Annotated in this window: 1 protein-coding gene; it reads right to left on the bottom strand. The window is 62.5% G+C overall.

Annotated features, from left to right (window positions below):
* Positions 1-1,165: ISL3 family transposase (locus AC4ELH_RS35260; RefSeq protein ID WP_498889581.1), on the bottom strand; the 1,165-nt coding region annotated here is incomplete at its 3' end.
* Positions 1,166-1,263: the final 98 nt, after the last annotated feature.

Here is a 1,263-nt window from a genome sequence, read left to right as displayed (position 1 = left end):
TCAGTGCTTTGGCGGAGTGGTGTCCGTAGCCGCGTGCGTTGATGAGGCGGATTTTGGCGTTGATGCCTTCGATGAGGGCGTTGCTGATGCCGAGTTTGATGGTGTTGATGATGCCGTCGAAGTGCAGGTCGAGCCGGCGTGCCAGTTGAATGAGAGGGCGGATGCCACTGTCGGTGGCGCGGCGGATCCAGCGTCGGAGATACCGTGATGCTCGTGCGGGGTGTGTTATTCGAAAGAGTTGTCGTAGTTGCTCTTTCATTCGCCAGGCGGTGCCAATGTCGTGGTTCTGTGTGGTGATGGTTTCCACGAGGTGACCGCGGGCGGGGTTGAGGCGCTCGGCGCCGGTTCGTAGCGCGGTGCGGGCTTTTCGCCATTGTCCTGAGGACAATGTGAAGTCTGCGCGGTTGGTGGCCATGGCGGCGGCGAACACCTCGTCGAGGGCGCGGTTGGTCCACTGCATGACGTGGAAAGGGTCGTAACAGATCGTCGCGTCGGGCAGTTTGTCTTCGGTCGCGGAGCGAAATGCGGTGGAGCCGTCCATGGAGACTGCTTCGATGTCGGCTCGCTGCTCGTTGGTGAGCTTGTCGTAGAACGTGGTCAGCGAGTCGAGGCCACGGCCGGGTTGGATATCGATGACGGTGCCGGTGGCGTGGTCGCCGATGATGGTCAGGTATTTGTGCGGGTGGCGGTAGCAGATCTCATCGACGCCGATGCGGTAGATCTCATCGAGGCGACGCTCGTCGAGCATTTCGTCGACGGTGCGGTTGATGATGGTCGTGACCGTCTCCCAGGAGCAGCGCAGCAATGTCGCGACCGAGGTGCGGTCGGTTCGGGTGGCCAGCCATAGCACGGTGTCCTCGAAGTCGCGGGTGTGGCGTGCTCCGGGTCGACTCCACGGGACTTCTTCGGTGCGCACGCCGCAGTTCGGGCAGCGTAGTCGGCGAATGTCATAGATCAGCCATAACCGGTGACTGGCCAGATCGAGGTGTCGCCAGCGCCGCTGGCGTTGGTCATAGCCGGCGCGGACGCGTTGACCGCACGGGCATTGCAGCAATCGGCTCTTCGACCGCAAAGTGACCTCGACGTCGTGGTCGCCGATGACGACATTGTCGACCCATGCTCCGGGGATCTGGAGAAGACGGTTAAATGCAGTACTGACGCGCACGCGGATCGGTCCTTGCGGTTGAGGCTGGTGTGGTAACCCCGAAACCTAGAGGCCCCCCGCGTGCGCGTCCTTCATCGCAGCGCGGACACGCCGAGAAC

The sequence above is a fragment of the Mycobacterium shunyiense genome, assembly GCF_058270075.1.
Note: the sequence above shows the minus strand (reverse complement) of the source record. Positions and strands in the feature narration are given on the sequence as shown.